Origin of the sequence: Bradyrhizobium sp. LHD-71 (assembly GCF_031157255.1) — a bacterium.
Lineage (GTDB): Bacteria > Pseudomonadota > Alphaproteobacteria > Rhizobiales > Xanthobacteraceae > P52-10.
The window spans coordinates 1-17,527 of sequence record NZ_JAVIFX010000031.1 but is presented as its reverse complement, the minus strand read 5'-3'; the positions used below and the strand labels follow the sequence as shown (position 1 = coordinate 17,527).

14 protein-coding genes are annotated in these 17,527 nt (G+C 62.5%); 7 read left to right on the top strand and 7 right to left on the bottom strand.

Annotation, left to right across the window (positions count from 1 at the left end):
- Nucleotides 1-11 precede the first annotated feature (11 nt).
- Complete coding sequence (locus RCO31_RS28020) at nucleotides 12-1,601, bottom strand: ABC transporter substrate-binding protein (protein ID WP_308971655.1); 1,590 nt, start codon at nucleotides 1,599-1,601, stop codon at nucleotides 12-14.
- Between the two features lie 353 nt (nucleotides 1,602-1,954).
- Here RCO31_RS28020 and RCO31_RS28015 point away from each other — a divergent pair, with 353 nt between their 5' ends.
- Entirely contained in the window at nucleotides 1,955-3,577 is a 1,623-nt protein-coding gene (locus RCO31_RS28015) for an ABC-F family ATP-binding cassette domain-containing protein (protein ID WP_308971654.1), read from the top strand.
- 143 nt (nucleotides 3,578-3,720) lie between these two features.
- Here the strand turns inward: RCO31_RS28015 and RCO31_RS28010 are convergent, their stop codons facing one another.
- Entirely contained in the window at nucleotides 3,721-4,566 is an 846-nt protein-coding gene (locus RCO31_RS28010) for a class I SAM-dependent methyltransferase (RefSeq protein WP_308971653.1), read from the bottom strand.
- Nucleotides 4,567-5,187: 621 nt separating this feature from the next.
- Nucleotides 5,188-5,592: a carboxymuconolactone decarboxylase family protein gene (locus tag RCO31_RS28005; RefSeq protein ID WP_308971652.1), complete on the bottom strand. Its 405-nt coding sequence runs from the start codon at nucleotides 5,590-5,592 to the stop codon at nucleotides 5,188-5,190.
- 129 nt (nucleotides 5,593-5,721) lie between these two features.
- Here RCO31_RS28005 and RCO31_RS28000 point away from each other — a divergent pair, with 129 nt between their 5' ends.
- The 6 genes from RCO31_RS28000 (at nucleotide 5,722) to RCO31_RS27975 (ending at nucleotide 10,716) form a co-directional block, all read left to right on the top strand.
- Entirely contained in the window at nucleotides 5,722-6,168 is a 447-nt protein-coding gene (locus tag RCO31_RS28000) for a DNA-binding protein (RefSeq protein WP_308971651.1), read from the top strand.
- Between the two features lie 158 nt (nucleotides 6,169-6,326).
- Nucleotides 6,327-7,454: an ABC transporter substrate-binding protein gene (locus RCO31_RS27995; protein WP_308971650.1), complete on the top strand. Its 1,128-nt coding sequence runs from the start codon at nucleotides 6,327-6,329 to the stop codon at nucleotides 7,452-7,454.
- A gap of 21 nt (nucleotides 7,455-7,475) precedes the next feature.
- The gene (locus tag RCO31_RS27990; protein WP_308971649.1) at nucleotides 7,476-8,351 is read left to right on the top strand and encodes a branched-chain amino acid ABC transporter permease; all 876 of its coding nucleotides are present in this window, start codon (nucleotides 7,476-7,478) and stop codon (nucleotides 8,349-8,351) included.
- Nucleotides 8,352-8,360: 9 nt separating this feature from the next.
- Entirely contained in the window at nucleotides 8,361-9,248 is an 888-nt protein-coding gene (locus RCO31_RS27985) for a branched-chain amino acid ABC transporter permease (RefSeq protein WP_308971648.1), read from the top strand.
- The gene (locus RCO31_RS27980; RefSeq protein ID WP_308971647.1) at nucleotides 9,245-10,003 is read left to right on the top strand and encodes an ABC transporter ATP-binding protein; all 759 of its coding nucleotides are present in this window, start codon (nucleotides 9,245-9,247) and stop codon (nucleotides 10,001-10,003) included. Before RCO31_RS27985 ends, RCO31_RS27980 begins: the two co-directional genes overlap by 4 nt.
- A complete protein-coding gene (locus tag RCO31_RS27975; protein WP_308971646.1) occupies nucleotides 10,000-10,716 on the top strand; it encodes an ABC transporter ATP-binding protein in 717 nt (238 codons plus the stop codon). Before RCO31_RS27980 ends, RCO31_RS27975 begins: the two co-directional genes overlap by 4 nt.
- 10 nt (nucleotides 10,717-10,726) lie before the next feature.
- Here the strand turns inward: RCO31_RS27975 and RCO31_RS27970 are convergent, their stop codons facing one another.
- From RCO31_RS27970 to RCO31_RS27955, 4 genes are all read right to left on the bottom strand, one after another.
- Nucleotides 10,727-11,311, bottom strand: a complete 585-nt coding sequence (locus RCO31_RS27970) for an intradiol ring-cleavage dioxygenase (RefSeq protein WP_308971645.1) — start codon at nucleotides 11,309-11,311, stop codon at nucleotides 10,727-10,729.
- 110 nt (nucleotides 11,312-11,421) lie between these two features.
- Nucleotides 11,422-14,559 carry a multidrug efflux RND transporter permease subunit gene (locus RCO31_RS27965; protein ID WP_308971644.1) on the bottom strand — a complete coding sequence of 1,046 codons (3,138 nt, stop codon included), beginning with the start codon at nucleotides 14,557-14,559 and terminating at the stop codon, nucleotides 11,422-11,424.
- 11 nt (nucleotides 14,560-14,570) lie between these two features.
- Complete coding sequence (locus tag RCO31_RS27960; RefSeq protein WP_374991545.1) at nucleotides 14,571-15,695, bottom strand: efflux RND transporter periplasmic adaptor subunit; 1,125 nt, start codon at nucleotides 15,693-15,695, stop codon at nucleotides 14,571-14,573.
- Nucleotides 15,696-15,766: 71 nt separating this feature from the next.
- Nucleotides 15,767-16,996: an adenylate/guanylate cyclase domain-containing protein gene (locus RCO31_RS27955; RefSeq protein WP_374991544.1), complete on the bottom strand. Its 1,230-nt coding sequence runs from the start codon at nucleotides 16,994-16,996 to the stop codon at nucleotides 15,767-15,769.
- Nucleotides 16,997-17,527: the final 531 nt, after the last annotated feature.

Here is a 17,527-nt window from a genome sequence, read left to right as displayed (position 1 = left end):
GACAAAGCACCTTACTGGTCGATCCAGACGTCGGCGAAGTTCTCATTTGTGCCGAGTCCAGTCAGGGTCAGGTTGCGGACCTTTTTTCGAAAGACGGTCGGGAACACCATCTCGTGGGTCCAGAGCAGGGGAAGCTCCTTGGTGACGATCTGCTGAAAGCGCGAATAGAGTTTCGCGCGGGTTTCAGGATCGTTCTCGTGCGCCGCCTTGACGAGAATGTCGTCGACCTCGGCATTGGAGTATCCATGGACGTTGCCGCCGGTCGTTCCGGTATTGTCCCCCTTGACCGACAGGTAGGTCTGATTGATGCCGATCGATGCATCGCCGAACGTATAGAGGAAGTTGTGGCCGATATCGTAGTTGAACGTCGTCAGCCGCTGTGACCAGCCGGCGACGTCGACGGAGGCGATATTCGCCTTGATGCCGACGGCGCCGAGCGCCTCACGCACGTACTCTGCCTGCCGTTGCCACATCTCGCCGTAGGGCAGCGGCACGAGTTCAACCTCGGCGCGAATGCCGCCCGGGCCTGGTTTCAGGCCGGCCTCGTCAAGCAGCTTCTTGGCCTTCTCGACGTCGAACTCGTATTTCGTCTCGGCGGACGCATCACGATAAGGCTTGGAGCTGTAGAACGGACCGTTGATCTCGCGGCCGAAGCCGCCGAAGATCGTTTCGATGATGAACTTCCGGTCGATCGCATGGGCGACGGCCTGCCGGGCGCGCACATCGCTGAACGGTTTGCGCCGGTTGTTCAGATGCAGGTAGCCGATCGGCTGCAAAAACTCCCAGCCGGCCTCCGTCAGCTCAACGCCGGGCTCGCTCGCGAGGCGAGAGATATCGAAGTTCTCGACGTCACCGGCGCGAAGAACGTCGACCTTGCCGGTCTCGAAGGCAATCGAGCGGCTGTTGGCGTCGGGAATGATGTGGAAGTAGATCTCCTTGAGATACGGTTTTCCCTTGTCCCAGTAGTTGTCGTTCTTGACCAGGCGAACGAAGCTGCCGCGCCGCCACTCGCCGACCTTGAACGGTCCCGTTCCTATGAATTGCTGGTTGGCGGGTGCATTTCTAAAATCGGTGACGCCTTCATAGAGATGGGCGGGCATGATGGTGCCGCCGGTAGCTTCGAAGATCTGCATGAAGCCGGGGAAGGGCGCCTTCAGCTTGAAGACGATCGTATGCTCGTCCGGTGCTGTGATGCTCTCAGCCTCGGACAGAACCAGCTTCGAGCGGAAGAACACCGCCGGCAGGAACTTCTGGAAGCTGAACAGCGCATCGGCCGACGTGAACGGCTTGCCATCGTGCCATGTGACCCCCTTCCGCAAATTGAAGGTGTAGGTGAGGCCATCAGGTGAGATCGACCAGGACTCCGCCAGCGCAGGTTTCGGTTCGAGCTTTGGCGTGAAGGTGATCAGCCCCTCATAGATCTTGCTGCCGACGAAAGAGGTGGGGCCGAGGCGGTTGATGCCAAGATTGATGGTCTGCGGTTCGGGCTGCACGATCAGATTGAGCGTTCCTCCACTCTTCTGCGCGAGCGCCAGTGACGTCAGACAGCAAAGTACGGCAAGGGCAGATGACAGTCTGGCTAACGCGTGGGCAAGGAACATTCTGGCAGTCCTGAATCGGCGACGTATCGCAACACGTCTCAGCAAAAAGCGCGCCAAACGATTTGCTCGCTTCTCTCGGTGAGAGAGGCGTCAGCTTGGGACGACGACATATCGTAGTCAATGCCAATTGAAATTGCGTCCTGCTGCAGAAGCGATCATTCCGCTGCGGAACGGCAGCCGTGCAGTTTTCGCCCGAGACCAATCGTGCCCAACGTCGTCATTCCATAGGAAGCACGTGCTGGATCGCGGCGCCGGATTGGAATGAACGCGCTTTTGGGGCGCGCGACAGGCCTTTCGCTTGTTCGCCAGATGGCTTAAACGCGCCCCGACTGTCTTTTCTCACGTGCACAAGAATGATCCGTCTCGACAACATCTCAAAGCAGCTTGGTCACCAGATCCTGTTCATCGAAGCCTCAGCGGCGCTCCAGAAAGGCGAGAAGGCCGGCCTGGTCGGGCCGAACGGCGCCGGCAAGAGCACGCTGTTTCGCCTCATCACAGGTGAGGAGCAGCCCGACGAGGGCCAGGTCGCCGTCGATCGCGGCGTGACCATCGGCTACTTCAGCCAGGACGTCGGCGAGATGGCGGACAAGAGCGCCGTCGCCGAGGTGATGGACGGGGCCGGCCCGGTGAGCACGGTCGCAGCCGAGCTGAAGGAGCTCGAGGCGGCGATGAGTGATCCGGACCGCGCCGACGAGATGGATGAGATTCTCGAACGCTACGGCGAGGTACAGGCGCGGTTCGAGGAGCTCGACGGCTACGCGCTCGAGGCACGGGCCCGCGAAGTGCTCGCCGGTCTTGGTTTCGACCAGGAGATGATGGACGGTGACGTGGGCAAGTTGTCCGGTGGTTGGAAGATGCGCGTGGCGCTGGCACGCATTCTGCTGATGCGCCCGGATGCGATGCTGCTGGACGAACCGAGCAACCATCTCGATCTGGAGAGCCTGATCTGGCTCGAGCAGTTCCTCAAGGGTTACGAGGGCGCGCTGCTCATGACGTCGCACGACCGCGAATTCATGAACCGCATCGTCACCAAGGTGGTCGAGATCGAAGCCGGTCAGCTGACGACGTATTCGGGCAATTATGAATTCTACGAGCAGCAGCGTGCGCTCAATGAGAAGCAGCAGCAGGCGCAGTTCGAACGACAACAGGCAATGCTTGCCAAGGAGATAAAGTTCATCGAGCGCTTCAAGGCGCGCGCCTCGCATGCGGCCCAGGTGCAAAGCCGAGTGAAGAAGCTGGAGAAGATCGAGCGCGTCGAGCCGCCGCGGCGGCGACAGACGGTGATGTTCGACTTTCCGCGGGCGCCGCGCTCCGGCGAGGATGTCGTGAACCTGAAGGGCGTACACAAGGGCTACGGCAGCAAACGAATTTACGAGGGGCTTGATTTCTCCGTGCGCCGGAAGGAGCGCTGGTGCGTGATGGGCATCAATGGCGCAGGCAAGTCCACGCTCCTGAAGCTCGTCGCCGGCGCAGCCGAGCCGGATGACGGTACGGTGGCGCTCGGCGGCAGCGTCAAGATGGGCTACTTCGCGCAGCACGCAATGGATCTGCTCGGCGGCGAGCGCACGGTGTTCGAGGAACTGGACCACACATTCCCGCAAGCCGGCCAGGGATCGCTGCGCGCGCTAGCCGGTTGCTTCGGCTTTTCCGGCGATGACGTCGAGAAGCGATGCCGCGTGCTGTCCGGCGGCGAAAAGGCGCGGCTCGTCATGGCGAAGATGCTTTACGATCCGCCGAACTTTCTGGTGCTGGACGAGCCGACCAACCATCTCGACCTCGCGACCAAGGGAATGCTGATCGGTGCGCTATCGGACTATGAAGGCACCATGCTGTTCGTCTCGCATGACCGGCACTTTCTTGCGGCGCTCTCCAACCGTGTACTGGAGCTGACACCCGAAGGAATCCACGCCTACGGCGGCGGCTACACTGAGTATGTCGCTCGCACAGGCCAGGAGGCTCCGGGCCTGAGGAGCTGAAGTGTCTGCGAAAACTGTGGCCATAGGCGAGCGAAGCGACGCCGTTCTTCGAACGGCTATGGCGAGCGTAGCGACACCCGGGTCTGTTTTATAATAGGCCTCTCCCGGATGTTGCTGCGCTCATCCGGGCTACGATCGCACGCTTACCGCTTCATCTTGTAATAATGCAGCATGTCCTTTGCGTTGAGCGTCCGCTCCGAACGGCGTCCAAAAAAATAGACGCCACTGGCGGCATCGGCCTTCGGACCGGGTTTCGCGAAGTGGTCCGCGAACCGCACCCAGAAGAACGGGAGCGCGGCCAGCGTCGCCATGCGCGTGCTCAGGCCCAAGGAAAGCGCGATGTAGCGGATGGACCAGACCAGCGCTTTCCCGGCGCCTCCCACCGGGCCCGAGTCGATCTCCTCAAAGCGGCGGAATAGCCAGCGGTGGCCGCTGAGCGTGAAGCGGGTGAAGTCATAGGCCTGTTCGTGCACCTGCTGGATGAAGGGCGTGTCAGCGTAGACGAGACCTCCCGGCTTGAGCACTCGATAGATTTCCTCCACCACGGCGGGCGGATCGAGCACGTGTTCCAGCACCGCCTGTATCCAGACCGCGTCGAACATTTCATCGCGGAAGGGAAGGAAGTGGCCGTCGGCCACCACCTGCGTATTGGGTGAGGCATACACGTCAGTTCCGATGATGCGGACGTTCGGCGCGGCATAGAGCGCGTCAGCTCCTGCACCGATCGCCCCGCCGCCGATGACCAGCACCGTCGAAGCGGACTTCTCTGCGGTGAGATGCTCGACCATTTCGCGTGATTTGCCGGGCGCCACGGGATTGGTGCCGGTTAAAAGGCGGCGAAAGCGCACCGCGACACCCTTGCCTGTGTCGTCGCGACGCATGACCGAGCCGCGGCCGTCGCTGTAGCTGGCGCGGTCAAAGATGCTGCGCTCGAAGTCCACCAGCACGGGCTGGCCCGCGGCGCGCGGAAAGCCCTTGTGCGCGTACACACATTCGGTGCTGGTGCAAACGATCGTATCGCGATCGAGATCGAGTGAAGATCGGCAGCGCGGGCAACACAGCGTCGCTTTGAAATTGACTGGTCGGCTGTTGCGCTCGGCGCTCAGTGCGTGATCCTCGCCTGTCGAAGCGACATTGGCGTTGTCGGTCTCGGTGTTTCTCTCCTGTGGCGCCGGATCGCGCCGATGTTCGATAGCTACATTCAGATGCGTCATGAGCGGCCGCAAAAGATAGCCGCCATATGAGGCCGGATCGAGTTATTGGGCGAGGAACCCGAAAAGGTATCTCTTCTTGTGGACGTCGATATCGTAGACGTCGATGCCAAGCGTGTCGGCATGCACGAACTCCAAAGCAGTATCTGTTTTGATTTTGCGCGGAACATTGCAAGCAACTCTTCGCTGGCGCATCTGTTCCAGGATTTACATCAGATCGATTCAAGACTTACCGTTTCGGCAGTCCATCCTTTCGCGAAATGCAACTTTGAGCTGATCGTGTCTGCTCGGCAGTTGCTGATTGCACCCGCCCCGCGTGGCAAATCTCTGAATTTCGGCGACGGAAACCCGGCGAGGAGGCGTGGCCGCTTTCTCTGCAGAGGAAGCGGCCAAGCTCGATCAACTCTGCTTGGCGTTTTCGGCCCGGATTTCGGCGAACACGCGTTTTGCCACCAGCATCGCGCCGCGAACCAGCGGCAGCCCCACATAGCCGGACAGATGCAGCAGCGCTTCGGTCAGTTCCTCTTCGCTCCAGCCCTGTCGAAGTGCAAAGCGCAGGTGGATGGCGAGCTCCGGTTCGCGACCGGTGGACACGTCGGATGCGACACAAATCATTGTGCGTGCCTTCAGATCGAGGCCGGGACGGTTCCAGAGCGCACCGAACACGTTCTCCGTCGCGACATCGAGGAATTTCTTCATCATTGGATCGGTGTAGGTCTCGCGGCTCGATCGTTCAGCCGCAGCCTCACCATAGAGCTCGCGCCGCATCGCTGTGCCGCGGGCATAGAGTTCGGTGTCTGTCACATGATCCTCCCGTTTGCTTTTGCTGGAGGGGGCATTCTGCGGCAGCCGCCGCGTTTATCCAATGCTCAGGGCCACGGGAACATTGGCCTTTGCGGACCGTTAGCGGTCGGAACGGAGGCGCGTGTCCGCATGAAAGCCAAGGTCGTTTCGAATTCGCGCTGCGGCAAGATCCACGTCGTCGTACTCGACAGTGGCGCTGAAGCCTTTGCCGAGCTGACGCGCTACGCCAACGATGCGGGGATCGGCGGCGCATCGCTGACGGCGATCGGCGCCTTCGAGCGCGCAGTGGTCGGATGGTTCGATTTCAAGAGCAAGACCTACAAGAAGATCGCCGTCGACGAGCAATGCGAGGTGCTCAGCGCACTGGGCGATTTCGCCGTCGGCGATGACGGCAAGGCCAGTCTGCATGTGCATATCGTGCTCGGACTGGCGGACGGGTCGACGCGCGGCGGCCATCTGATCGAAGGCACGGTTCGTCCGACGCTGGAAGCCGTCATCACTGAAACGGAAGCGGACCTTCGACGCCGCAAAAGGCCCGAGCTCGGCATTGCACTGATCGATCTCGGCGCGAAGTAGCTTAGCGGCGATCTCGGTCATCGTTCAATCGGTGCCTGAGCCTGTGCTCCGGCGCCAACGGCCGCTTGCCCGGCCCGAACCGTTATGCTTCATTTGCGCAAAGCGCTGAGGCTCAATAACTCAACGATAAGCATAACGACTTTCCCCGGGGGATACGCATGCGTCTGGTCCGTTCTCTTCTGTTTGTGGCTGCCAGTTTTGTGGCGCTGTCCTCCGCTCGCGCCCAGGATGTCATCAAGATCGGCGCCGACCTGCCGATGAGTGGACCGAATGCGGAGTACGGCGAGCTGTTCGGTGCCGCCGCCAATCTTGCGGTCGAGCACGCAAACGCCGACAAGATGCTGTCCAAGAAGCTGGTTATCCAGTTCGAGGACAGTCAGGCCACGCCGCAGCAGGGCGTGGTGGCGATGAACAAGCTGGTCAGCGTCGAGAAGGTACCGTTCGTACTCTCCGCCTTCACGGGCGTCTCGAAGGCGATTGCGCCGGTCGGCGACAGAGCGAAGGTCGTCAGCGTCAATGGCGGCGGCATCGGGCCCGATCTTGCCGAGCTCGGTGAGTATTTCTGGAACGTGATCCCGCTGGTCAATCTGGAAATCCGGGTGATGGCGCCGTACCTCGTGCAGGAACGCGGCTTCAAGCGCATTGCGCTGATCTACGTCGACGATCCTGCGGGCGAGGCGATCAACAAGGAGCTTGCGGAGAACGTGCCGAAGGCCGGCGGCCAGCTGGTCGCGCAGTTGCAGATTCCGCGCAATGCCCAGCAGTTCACGTCGATCGCGGCCAGGGTGCGGGGAGCCAATCCCGATCTCGTCTTCATCGCCTCCTTCGGAGCCCAGCAGGCGCAAATCGTAAAGCAGTTGCGCGACAACGGTGTGTCGCAGCAGCTTGCAGGCTATTCGGTGTTTTCGTCGCCGACAGTCACGGAGCTGCCCGAGGCCAAAGGTGCGTTGTTTCCGACCCAGTCGGTGGACTGGTCAGCGCCCGGCATGAGCCAGCGCGTCGCGAAGGACTGGAAGGCGAAGACCGGCAAGGATCCAAGCTTCTTCGTTGCAAACTACTACAACGCCGTCATGGTGTTCGTGACGCTTGCGCAGGCGCTGGAGAAAAGCGGGCAGCCGATCACCGGCGAGAACCTGCTCAAGCAGCGTAAGGCAACCGGCACGTTCGATCTCGTCGGCGGAAAGATGGAGTTCCTGCCGAACGGCTCCGTATCGATGCCGATCCAGATCAATGAGGTCGACGGCGGCGCAGGCAAGGTGGTCAAGGCGGGTACCATGGCGAAGTAGCGCAGGCTCGCAGGCGCAATCGTGCTGTTTCTTCAACTCGTCATCAATGGCCTGCAGCTCGGCGCGATCTATGCGCTGACTGCGGTCGGATTTTCGTTGATCTTCGGCGCGACGAAGGTCTTCCATGTCGCGCACGGCGCGGCCTTCACCATCGCGGCTTATCTGTTCTGGTGGATCTTTACAGTGCTGCACATCGCCTGGCCAGTCGCGGTGCTGGCGGCTGTGGTTGCATCAGTGGTGTTCGGGCTCGCCATGGAGCGGTTCATCTACCGCCCGATCCAGCGGCATGAGGGTGCGTTCTTCACGGTCTTCATCGCTGCGTTCGGCGTGCAGATCATCATTCAGAATCTCACAGGCTCGGTCTTCGGGCGCGGTTTCGCGTCGGTGACGACGAGCCTCAGCCACAGTGTCGAAGTATTGCCCGGCCTGTTCGTGGCACCTATCGCCTGGATCTCGCTTCTGATCGCGCTCGTGGTCTTCACCGCCCTCTCGCTTTACCTCTCGCGCACCCACACTGGCATGGCGATGCGTGCGCTGTCTGAGAATCCCGACCTGATCCGGGTTTTCGGCCTCGATCCGGGCCGCGTTGCGCAGTGCGCCTTCGGCATCGGTTCGGCCATGGTGGTACCGGGCGCCATTCTCACATCGATGACGGCAGGTCTTAATCCTGCGATCGGCGCGCACGTCATGCTCATCAGCCTCGCCGCCACCATCGTCGGCGGTATCGGCTCGCTGCGCGGTGCTGCTTGCGGCGGCTTCCTGCTGGGCCTTGCGGAGAACCTGGCGCTGTGGCGTCTCGATCCGCAATGGAGCGAGGCGGTGACGTTCGTGGTGCTCTTCCTGTTCATCATCTTCCGTCCCTCCGGCTTCTTTGGCCGGCCGCAGGCCGCGAAGTAGGGGGAAGCGATGGAAACCTACATCATCAACCTATTGGTGCTGATCTCGATCAACGCGATCCTCGCTGTCACGCTCAATTTCATCCTGGGGTACGCGGGTATCTTCTCCATCGCGCACGCGCTCTTTTTCGGCGTCGGCGCTTATGCGGCGACCTTCGCCGCGATGAAGCTCGGCCTCGATTTTACAGGTGCGACGGCGTTCGGGATGCTGCTGGCGGCGCTGATCTCGCTTGCCCTAGCGCTGCCGGCGTTGCGGGTGCGCGGCGAATATTTCGTCGCGGCGTCCCTCGGCCTGCAGATGCTGGCGATCACGGTGTTCACCGAATGGAAGTCGGTCACCGGCGGCATCGGTGGTCTCACCAACATCCCGCCGGCGCGAATTTTCGGTTTCACGCTGACGCAACCCGAACACTACCTCGTGCTCTCGCTCGCCTGTCTTCTGGCGATCATCCTCATCATCCGCGCGCTGGTGCGCTCGAGCTTCGGCCGCAGCCTGAAGGCGTTACGCGACGATGAGGCGGCGGCTTCCGCCTTCGGCAAGAATGTCTCGGTGATCAAGACCAGCGCGGTGGTGCTGTCCTCGGCCCTCGCGGCGGTCGCAGGATCGCTCTATGCGTCCTATCTGAGCTTCATCAACGTCGAGAGTTTTGTGCTCGAGACCTCGATCCAGCTGATGGCGATGGTAATCATCGGTGGCACTGCCACGCTGTTCGGACCCGTCGTCGGCGCGGTCCTGATCATCCTGCTGCCTGCGGGATTGAGCTACATTCCGCATCTGCCGGCCACTGAGATCGGGTCGATCCAGCAGATCATCTACGGCCTCGCCATGGTGTTGCTGATGATCTTCCGTCCCGGCGGATTGTGGGGCTTTCAAGAGAATCCGAAGGCGCACGCATGAGCGACCAACAGGATATCCTGCTGCAGGTAACCGGCGTCGCCAAGACCTTCGGGGGCCTGAAGGCGGTCGACGACGTAACGCTTGCTCTGCGAGCCGGCATCGTCACCACGCTGGTCGGACCGAACGGCGCAGGCAAGACCACGCTGTTCAACCTGATCACTGGTCAGCTCGTGCCGGATCGCGGTGAGGTCGTCTGGCTCGGCAATTCCATCGTCCGCCTGCCGCAATGGAAAATCGCCCGGCTTGGAATCGGCCGCACCTTTCAGGATCTCAAGCTGTTCTCGCATATGACGGTAGAAGAAAACGTGACGACCGTGACCGAGCGGGGCTCGTGGCTGTGGCAACCGGGCGGCGCGGCGGCGAAAGCAGCGCGGCGCTCGAGTGTCGAGGCCGCGCTGGAAGCCACCGGGCTGAAGGACAAGCGCCACGCGCGCGCCATTGACCTTGCTTTTGCTGAGCGCAAGTTCCTGAGTCTTGCCCGTGTGATGGCCTCCGGCGCGCGATTGTGGCTATTGGACGAGCCGGCCTCCGGTCTCGATCCGGGCTCCTACGAACGCTTCCTGTCATTGCTGCGCAACTCGGTGCGCGGCGGCGTGACCATTTGCATCATCGAGCACAATCTCGACATTGTGCAGGGCATCTCCGACCGCATCGCCTTCCTCGACCAGGGGCGGCTGCTCGCTGAAGGTGAGCCGAAAACCATCCTGTCCGATCCCGCGCTTGCGGCGATCTACTTCGGCGAGCGAGCGGCATGAGCGCGGCGCCGGTGTTGAAGGCCGAAGGCCTGCGCGTCGGTTACGGCGGCAAGCCGGTGCTGCTCGACGCGACGATCGAGCTCAGGCCCGACGAAGTGCTCTGCGTGATCGGCCACAATGGCGCGGGCAAGAGCACGTTGATGCGCGCGTTGTTCGGCCTCATCACGCCGGAAGCCGGGCGCATGCTGGTGGATGGTGCGCAGCTCGACCCGCACGTTCCGCGCGTCCTCGCTTCGCACGGCATCGCCATGGTGCCCGAGGGGCGCGGCATCTTTCCGGGCCTTACGGTGCGAGAGAACTTTGCGCTCGGGATGTGGTCGGCCGGCGTGCCGGAAAAAGAGCGCGACGAACGGGTCGAATGGGTGCTGCAGGTGCTGCCGCCGGTGCGCAAGTTCTATGACAGGCGCGCAGGCCTTTTGTCCGGCGGCCAGCAGCAGATGGTCTCGATCGGCCGCGCCATCCTTGCCCGCCCGCGCTGCCTCTTGATGGACGAGCCGTCGATCGGGCTTGCGCCGAAACTGTTCCAGGACCTGATGCAGCCGATCCGGGAGCTGCAGCAGAGCCATCACATGAGCATTCTTCTGATCGAGCAGAATGTGCGCGAGGCGCTGAAAGTGTCCGATCGCGTCGTCGTCATGAAGGCGGGCGCGATCATCCTCGAGGCGCTGCCCGGCGAGCTTAAAGATAACGCTCGGCTGATGGAGCTCTATTGATCGGCCCCGGTCACACGACGAAATCGTAGCGGGCGAATTTTCCGTCGGCAGCTTCGCTGATGTTCATCAGCAGCCGCGGATTGAACAGGCCGTCGCGGCGATTGAGCGGATCGTTCGGAAAATAGAGCTGTGTGGTGAGCACGCGGCCGCCCGGTCTTTGCACCTTGACGTGGATATGGCGCGTTCTGCCGGGATAGGCGGCCGGCACGATGGTGGAGAACCACCAGCGGCCGCGATCGTCCGAGTATTGATGGCCTCGTAACGTGAACCCTCTGTTGTCGTAGGCGCCGGTTTCATCAGCCTGCCAGATCTGCACAAGGGCCCTGGTGACCGGCTGGCAACGCGCGTCGAGGACGAATCCGGCGAGCGTCATGCGCTCGCCGCGCGGACGATCGCCGGCGAGATTTTGCTTCAGCGGTGCGTCCGGCTTGAAGTAGGGGCCCTCAGTCTGCGTGATCGTCGGCTGCGGATGGCCGTCGCATGCCGGCGTGAGGCTCAGTCCTGGAGCCTCCTGGGCGCCGGTTGTCCGCGCGCCGATCAGCGGCAGGACGGACGCCGTCAGGAACGTGGCGAGCGCGGTGCGGCGATCGAACAAGCCAAATGCTCCTTCGCGCATGCCGGCCATTCAGCCGACGATCGCGAGAGCGTGGCACGCCGGCCGGGGTGGAAATAGGTCGCCACGGCCGGCCGGCGATCACAGTTGCTTTACGGCGCCGGGGCGGTCGTGCCGCCGCCAAGCCGTCTGATCAGCACATAGAACACCGGCGTGAAGATCAGCCCGAATGCCGTCACGCCGATCATGCCGAAGAAGACGGCGACGCCCACGGCCTGTCGCATCTCCGCGCCGGCACCCGAGGAAATGACCAGCGGCAGGACGCCGAGGATGAAGGCGAACGACGTCATCAGAATAGGCCGAAGGCGCAGATGGCAGGCTTCGATCACGGCTTCGACCGTTCCCTTTCCAGTCGCCTCGATGTCGCGGGCAAACTCGACGATCAGAATGGCGTTCTTGGCCGCAAGTCCCACCAGCACGACGAAGCCGATCTGCGTCAGCACGTTCACGTCCTGCGACATCAGTCGGACGCCGACCAATCCTGCCAGGATGCACATCGGCACGATCAGGATCACCGCGAGCGGCAGGCTCCAGCTTCCGTACTGCGCGGCGAGAACCAGATACACGAACAGCACGCAGACCGGGAAGACCAGCAGGCCGGCATTGCCGCCGGTGGCCTCCTGCAATGACAGATCGGTCCATTCGAATGCCATGCCGCTCGGCAGGACACGGTCCGCGAGGTCTTGCATGATCGCCAGCGCCGTCGTCGAGCTCGTACCCGGTGCGGTTTCGCCCTGGACCTCTGCGGCAGGATAAAGGTTGTAGCGCGGGACCCGGTCGGGACCTGCGATGTCCTTGAAGTCCATTACGCTGCCGAGCAGTACCATCTCGCCGGCGCCATTCTTCGTCATCAGCCGCGCGAGATCGGCGGTGCCCTTGCGGAAGTCGAGGTCGGCCTGGGCGGTGACGCGATAGGTGCGCCCGAGGATGTTGAAGTCGTTGACGTATGTCGAACCGAAGTAGGTTTCGACGGCCGCATTGACGTTCTCGATCGGTACGCCAAGCTGCTGCGCCCGGGCACGGTCGACGTCAACATGCACTTGCGGGGTATTGGCCTCGAAGGGCGAGAATACGGAAACCAGCCGTGGATCGCGCTGTGCGGCCGCAACGAGCTCGCTGGTCGCGGACGCCAGCATTTCGGAGCCGCGGCCCTGGCGGTCCTGCACGCGCATGGTGAACCCGCCGCCGGTGCCGATGCCGGGCACGGCCGGCGGCGGGATGACGATGATGAAGGCGCTCTGGATCACCGCCAGTCGCTTGCGCAAATCGGCGGCGATTGTGTTCGCTGTCAGGCCTTTCCGGGCCCTGACTTCCGGTTCTTCGAACACCGGAAACAGCGCCGCAGCATTGCTGGCGCGCGTCCGCGTTGCGCCGGAGAAGCCCGCGAAAGCGGGAGCCGCGACCACGCCAGGCGTCTCGAGCGCGATCTTCTCGATCTGTCGCACGACCTCGGTTGTCCGTTGCAACGATGCCGCGCCGGGAAGCTGGACGGCGACGACGACATAGCCGCGATCCTGCGCCGGGATGAATCCCTTTGGCGTAACTACGAGCAGCCAGGCGGTGCCGGCGATCAGGACCAGGTAGGCGAGTGTCATGAGGAGCGAGTGCCGGACGACAAAGCCTGCGGTACGGCCGTAGGCGCGCGAGAGCCCGTCGAAGCCGCGGTTGAAGGCGTCGGAGGCGCGATTGACCGCGCGTGCGATTGGGTTCGCCCCCTGATTGTGCTCATGGCCCTTGAGCAGCAACGACGCGAGCGCCGGCGATAATGTCAGGGAGCAGAAGCACGAGATGGCGGTGGCAACCGCAATCGTCACTGCGAACTGGCGGAAGAATTCGCCGGTGATGCCGCCGAGAAACGCGGTGGGGACGAACACCGCCGCGAGCACCAGCGCGATCGACACCAGCGCGCTGCCGACCTCGGTCATTGTCGCGAGCGCGGCCTCGCGCGGCGACTTGCCTGCGGCGAGATGGCGTTCGACGTTCTCCACGACGACGATGGCGTCGTCGACGACGATGCCGACGGCAAGCACCAGCCCGAACAGCGTAAGATTGTTGATCGAATAACCCAGCGCCGCCATCACCGCAAACGTGCCGACCAGCGACACCGGGATTGCCAGGATTGGAATGAGCGCCGCCCGCCAGCCTTGCAGGAAGATCAGCACCACCACGACGACCAGCAGCATCGCTTCATAGATCGTCTTGATCAGTTCACTCACCGAGCGGGCGATGAAGTCGGTCGGATTGTAGGCGATGTTGTATTCGAGGCCTTTTGGAAAATCCGCCTTCAGCTTCTGCATGGCGTCGGCGACGCGCTGCGCGGTTCCAAGCGCATTCGAGCCCGGCCGTTGCGAGATCGCCAATGCCACGGCCGGTTTTTCGAGCAGGTAGGAGTTCGTCGTGTAAGACAGCGCGCCGAGTTCGACGCGGGCGACATCCCGCAGACGCACCGTCCGTCCGTCGTCGGCCGCCTTGACGATAATGTCTTCGAACTGCGCCTGGGTGGACAGCCGGCCGGTGAAGGTGAGGTTCAATTGCGAAGCGCGATCAGCAATCGGCGGCGCACCGATCTGGCCGCCGGCAACCTGCTGGTTCTGTGCGCGAACCGCAGCGATCACCTCGCCGGCGGTCATGCCGAGGCTGGAGATCTTGTCGGGATCGAGCCAGAGCCGCATCGAGTAGTCGCGGGCGCCGAAGATCTGGATGTCGCCGACGCCGTCGAGGCGCAACAGCTGGTCTCTCACCTGGCGCAGCGCATAGTTCGAGATGTAGAGCTGGTCGTAGGTGTTGTCTGGCGACAGCATGAACACGACCGAGAGCAGGTCGGGACTGTCCTTCTTGGTGACGACGCCGTTGCGCCGCACTTCCTCCGGCAGGCGGGGAAGGGCGGTCGAAACCCGGTTCTGGACCAGCACCTGCGCCTTATCGAGGTCCGTACCGAGCTTAAACGTGACGGTGATGGTCAGCGCGCCGTCCGAGGCGGACTGGCTGTACAGGTACAGCATGTCCTCGACGCCGTTGATCTCCTGCTCGATTGGAGTGGCGACGGTGTCCGCCACGGTCTGGGCGCTTGCGCCCGGATACTGGGTGGTCACCACCACAGTCGGAGATGCGACTTGCGGATACTCGGCGACTGGCAGCGTCTGATAGGCAATGCCTCCGACGATCAAGAGAACGATCGAAAGCACCATCGCCAGAACGGGCTGGCGGATCGAAAGATGACCCAGGTTCATGGCGCGGTTCTCTAGCTCTTGGCCATCTGCACGGTGACTTTGGTGCCGACGCGTGCACGTTGCAGCCCGTCGACGACGACGCGATCGTCTTTCTGCAGGCCCTCGCGCACCACCCGCAGCCCGCCATCGAGCGGGCCAAGCGTCACCGGACGCATCTCGATCACGTCGTCCTTGTTGACGACGAAGACGATCTTGCGCGACTGGTCGTTGGTGATGGCCGTATCCGGCAACAGCAGCGCGTCATAAGGTCCGCTGCCGATCACCCTGATCCGTGCGAACTGCCCTGGCAGGATCGACAGGTCCGTGTTCGACACGACCGCTCGGCCGCGCAGCGTGCCGGTGGCGACGTCCAGCCGGTTGTCAATGAAATCCATCTTGCCTTCGCGGGAAATCCGAGTTTCTCCCGACAGCATGATCTGGACCGGGTTCGGCGTATCGCGGGAGCTGGGCCTGCGGCCTTCGTGCCAGAGACGGTTGTTCTTCAGGTACGTTGCCTCGTCCATGTCGAAGTAGATGTGGATCGGGTCCATCGACACGATCGACGTCAGAAGTGTCGATCCGCCGTCGGCGCCCTGCACCAGGTTACCGACCGAGACGAGGTGCCGGCTGACCCGGCCGTCGATCGGAGCCGTCACGCGGGTGAAGCTCAGATCGAGCTCAGCCCGCTTCATCGTGCCCTCCGCCTGCAGCACTGCCGCCTGTGCGGCTTCCGATTGCTGCCGGCGCTGATCGACGACGGCGTCCGATACGGCCTGCGTCCGGTTGAGCTCCGCCGCGCGGGCAAGTTCGCGCTCGGCCAGCTCGAGCTTGGCCTTGGCGTCGGCGAGCTGGCCCTGCGCCTGCAGCAGTGTCGCCTGGAACGGACGAGGATCGATCACATAAAGAAGGTCGCCGGCCGTGACGATCGCCCCATCCTTGAAGGCGACGCTGTCGACGAAACCACCGACGCGCGCCCTGATCTGCACCTGCTGGATCGCCTCGAAGCGACCCACGAATTCATCCCAGTCCGTGACGGTGCGGACCGTCGGTGGCGCAACGGTCACCGCGGGCGGTGGCGGAGGGGCGGTCTGATCGGCCGCCGGGCTGCATCCCGCCATGACGACGGTGAGCACGGATGCGATTGCGAAATGTCTCATGGTGGAAAGGTGCCCGTGCTTGCGCACTTTCTTCTCCCCTGACTGTAGGACCGCGACAGTGTCGCGGATGGCTAGTGTGTTCGCCTGCCGGCGAAAAAACGGTCGATCGTGAAAAGCTCCTTCGGGCGCTCGACGCCGCGCAACGCGTAGCGTCCGACCGAGACGAGCCGCGGGCGATCCGCAGCTCTCGCTGCCGCCCCGAATTCGGTTGAGGTTAAGGTCAGCTGACCCGCGGAACGGCACATGGTTGCGATCCGGCAGACCTCATTCACAGCTGGCCCGATCACCGTGAAATCGAGCCGGTCATCACTGCCGATGTTGCCATAGAAGACGTCGCCGACGTGCAGCCCGAGATAGACCGATGTCGTCGGTTTTCCTTCCGTGGCGCGTCGTTGCGACAGCTCGCCGGTGAGCTTGCGCACGCTTTCTTCGGCGTCCAGCGCCGCCCTGCAGGCTTCACTGATCGACCGGCCCGTAAATATCGCCAGCACACCATCGCCCATCAGCTTCAAGACCTCGCCGGTTTGCGCCTGAACCGAGGAAATGACCGCTTCGGCATAATCGTTGAGCAGCGGGATGATCTCTTCCGGCGCAATCTGCTCCGAGATGGAGGTGAAGTCGCGCAGATCGGAATACCAGAGAGCGGCGTGGATCCGTTCGGCCACGCCGCGCGTCATCTGTCCTTGCAGCACGCGCCGGCCGGTCTGCCGTCCGAGATAGACGTCGACCAGCGTCGCTGCGACGCGCCCCAGCGAAATGCACTTGATCGCCAGCGCGATCGACGGAACGAGTTCGCGCAGCACCTGAAGACTTTCCTGGCAGAAGCCGGCATCGATATCCGTCGTCCAGTGCGAGTAGACCGCATCCATCTCGCCGATCGTGCCGTCCGCATCGAAGCGATTGACGAAGGCGATATAGTCCGTGTGTCCGCTGTCCTTCAGGCGTTGCAGGTTTGTGAAATCCAGCGAGTCGCCCAACGCAATGCGTGACCTGAATTCGGTTTCTCCGGCTTCCAGCAGATGGAAGAAGGGGGAGCGCTGCCAGTTTGCCGCCGCTTCGCCTTCCTTGGTAGGACCGTACTCTATCAAGGGACTTTCGTTGGTCGGCGTGACCTGCCAGCGAAAGGCGCGACCCTCATAAGTGGGGTGAAGCGTGTCGATGATGACCAGGCCGTGCGACAACAGCAATCCGCCTTCGCGGCATTTGCGGCAAAATCCAGCGAGCAGGTCGGTCTCCGATCCGCCGGCCAGGCCACGCGCCACGACCCAGCTCTGGATTTCGTCGACCATTGAAGGATGGATGTTCACGGAGATTATCCAGGCCGTTGAGAGCGGCAGTTTTACATCAGATTGCAGGGGATGTGACCAAGGGGCTGCCGGATTGGGCCGACCTTGGCTGCTGTTTGATCGGTTCGTGAAGTAGCGTTGCGGGCTCTTCAGATGTGATCGCCGGCGAAGACGGGCAAGGCCACCGATCACGACATCCCATGCAACCATCGTCCACTTGACGGCGTCGCCGGCCGCCGCCGCCGCATAGGAATATCATCAGACGCGGCCTCGCCCCGCCCGGCTATTGCGATCCGCGATCCGATTGGCACGTCAGCGGAGCGCTGACCTATGCGATTTTCGCATGAAATTTGCCGGATCGTCCGCGGGTTCCCGCAATGGAACCCATCCGAAGGTCGCTAAATCTTTCCGAACTTTTAGGCAGGGGCTACAAATATCCGTGCATCACAAACGCGTCAGGGGCAGGAAAATGAGAAAGGTACTGTGTGCGATCGCACTCGCGATCGCGGTATGTCCATCTGCATTTGCGCATCACGCGATAATTTT

Bases quoted from the DNA above. Each gene is read 5' to 3' on its own strand.
- RCO31_RS28020 (WP_308971655.1), bottom strand. From the start codon at position 1,601: ATGTTCCTTGCCCACGCGTTAGCCAGACTGTCATCTGCCCTTGCCGTA.
- RCO31_RS28015 (WP_308971654.1), top strand. From the start codon at position 1,955: ATGATCCGTCTCGACAACATCTCAAAGCAGCTTGGTCACCAGATCCTG.
- RCO31_RS28000 (WP_308971651.1), top strand. From the start codon at position 5,722: ATGAAAGCCAAGGTCGTTTCGAATTCGCGCTGCGGCAAGATCCACGTC.
- RCO31_RS27995 (WP_308971650.1), top strand. From the start codon at position 6,327: ATGCGTCTGGTCCGTTCTCTTCTGTTTGTGGCTGCCAGTTTTGTGGCG.
- RCO31_RS27985 (WP_308971648.1), top strand. From the start codon at position 8,361: ATGGAAACCTACATCATCAACCTATTGGTGCTGATCTCGATCAACGCG.
- RCO31_RS27980 (WP_308971647.1), top strand. From the start codon at position 9,245: ATGAGCGACCAACAGGATATCCTGCTGCAGGTAACCGGCGTCGCCAAG.
- RCO31_RS27975 (WP_308971646.1), top strand. From the start codon at position 10,000: ATGAGCGCGGCGCCGGTGTTGAAGGCCGAAGGCCTGCGCGTCGGTTAC.
- RCO31_RS27965 (WP_308971644.1), bottom strand. From the start codon at position 14,559: ATGAACCTGGGTCATCTTTCGATCCGCCAGCCCGTTCTGGCGATGGTG.
- RCO31_RS27960 (WP_374991545.1), bottom strand. From the start codon at position 15,695: ATGAGACATTTCGCAATCGCATCCGTGCTCACCGTCGTCATGGCGGGA.